Here is a 2,009-nt window from a genome sequence, read left to right as displayed (position 1 = left end):
TTAAAGCAAGAGAAGAGTTTTAAAGCCGGTATTCAACGCAAGCGAATGATGTGCGCGATGGACCAAGAGTACCTGGCGACCGTGCTGGGAAGCCTTTCGTGACGCGGATGTTCATGCGTTTTCCGTGCAATTCGGTATTTGATAAGCACGTAGAGTTTTGCGAAAAATATTTGGCAGAGGTTCATCAAACTGTTGTAACTCTGACCAGAGAAGGTCCAACAAAGGAAGCATTAGATCACGCTGGAAAACTTTATACCTTAAGAATTGAGTACACCGCTTGGATTACGCCAGAAATAGACGAAAAACTTATGCCCTTTGAGAAGGCTGTTCGAAGAATTGGTGCAAAGTCAGGTCTCGTTGATGCACTTTCAGGTGCAGAAGGTAGAGACGAGACAAGAACCAAGGCTCTAGAAGAAATGTATGATGTATTCACCCATCTAATGGGGATTGGTGAGGTAAAAGTAAAAGATGAAGATGCCACCGTAGTTGAAGTTAAAAATAGAGTCAGAGAAATACTTCAGGTGAATGAGCTGGTATTGATTAGAGAATATTTAACCAAAAGAGCGTCAACAGCTACAGCTAACAAGGCAATGCAGCGGATTGCTGCGCAGCCGCGCTGATTGCAGCGTTATATGCAGGAGGAGGAAACATGGAAATAGAAGATTTAGAGATCATCAACAAAGTAGCTTTGACTTGGTTTAATTTGTTGTTTAATAGAAAAGAAATTTACGAACAAAAAAAGAACTTGGCAATTAAGTCTTTAATGGAGTCATTGTCTTTGACCGCACAGTATATGCAATCTTTACTTGATGATCCTGATTCGCAAAGCCGTGATACAGAGCGAGATCTATCCCAAAAATGGAGCGATACATCTATATTAGTGAAGCCATATGACGCAGACCTAGCTGAAAGGTGCTTTTTCAAAGGTGTGTATTGGTCTAATCGTAACCGTTTCACCGAAGCTGAAATAATCGAAAAGCGGATGAAACTACATCACGTAGAAAGCGATGTCTCTAAGGCATTGAAAAGCATATAACAAGCAATTTGAGAGGGATTCTGGACTTGATCCGTTTTACTGGACACGCATCGACGACCTGAGGAGGTCAGTATGCCAGCCTATAAAACGGGTAAAAAGACAGCGCAATATTCACTAGACTTTAAACTGAAAGCGGTGAATGGAGCTATGAAACGCATCGAACAGTGAAGTCGGTTGCAGAGGCGCTTGATATCCATCCATTCATGCTATCGAAATGGCGTAAAGCGTATCTAGATGGAGAGTTTGGTATGGTCAAGTCCCAAAAAAATAAAGTGAAGCCAGACAAGGCGAAGGATGAGCTATCGGCACTCAAGCGACGGATCACAGAGCTTGAAGAGGAGAACGATATCTTAAAAAAGTGGCAACGCTTTCAAGCAGAACAAAGGCGCAAGCCTACCGATTCGTAAAGCAATATAGTGATGTTTACTCAGTAAAGAAGCTGTGTAGGCATCTTTCTGTGTCTCGTAGTGGCTATTATGATTGGCTAAGCCGCGGACAGTCAGGACATGCGCGCGCAGATAGTGAGCTAGGCGCAGAGATAGCGTTCATCTACCGTAAAAGCGAAGGCAGACATGGGAGTCCTAAAATCCATGCGGCGTTGAAGGCAAAAGGTCTCGCAGTGAGTCGTAAGCGTGTGGCCCGCTTGATGCGAGAAGCCGGTTTAAAGGCGAGAGTGGACCGTGTTTACCGTCGCCAGAAAAAGAGTCGGACGTTCTTTAAAGGACTCGTCAATCGACGCTTTGGACTTGATCCGTTTTACTGGACACGCATCGACGATCTGAGGATGTTAGTGTATCAGCCTCATCTTGTTGCACAAAGTCCTGAATGGTGCGTATCAACTAAATCGCAGGGCGAGATCGCGAACGTTTTTTGACCAAAAAAGGATCGGTTTGACGATCACCTCTGGCTGTGATCATATAGGCCGATTCTAAAATAGTTCGGGATAGATACCGTGGATATCGATACATTTAAA

Annotated in this window: 4 protein-coding genes and 1 pseudogene; all 5 read left to right on the top strand. The window is 44.0% G+C overall.

The features are described from left to right. A partial coding sequence (locus EHW56_RS15425; RefSeq protein ID WP_102504739.1) for a glycosyl transferase occupies nucleotides 1–102 on the top strand: 102 nt, incomplete at its 5' end. 11 nt (nucleotides 103–113) lie between these two features. Continuing rightward, nucleotides 114–620 (top strand): hypothetical protein, encoded by a 507-nt coding sequence (locus EHW56_RS15180; RefSeq protein ID WP_152800115.1) that lies wholly within the window; start codon nucleotides 114–116, stop codon nucleotides 618–620. A gap of 29 nt (nucleotides 621–649) precedes the next feature. Continuing rightward, a complete protein-coding gene (locus EHW56_RS15175) occupies nucleotides 650–1,036 on the top strand; it encodes a hypothetical protein (RefSeq protein WP_152796886.1) in 387 nt (128 codons plus the stop codon). 155 nt (nucleotides 1,037–1,191) lie between these two features. Further along, nucleotides 1,192–1,443, top strand: a pseudogene (locus EHW56_RS15170) (transposase); the annotation flags it as partial. Then, nucleotides 1,395–1,910 (top strand): IS3 family transposase, encoded by a 516-nt coding sequence (locus tag EHW56_RS15725; RefSeq protein ID WP_152796884.1) that lies wholly within the window; start codon nucleotides 1,395–1,397, stop codon nucleotides 1,908–1,910. The pseudogene EHW56_RS15170 and the gene EHW56_RS15725, both read left to right, overlap by 49 nt. The last annotated feature ends 99 nt before the right edge of the window (nucleotides 1,911–2,009 follow it).

The organism is Salinivibrio sp. VGrn1 (genome assembly GCF_009377995.1).
GTDB classification, from domain to species: Bacteria; Pseudomonadota; Gammaproteobacteria; order Enterobacterales; family Vibrionaceae; genus Salinivibrio; species Salinivibrio siamensis.
Note: the sequence above shows the minus strand (reverse complement) of the source record. Positions and strands in the feature narration are given on the sequence as shown.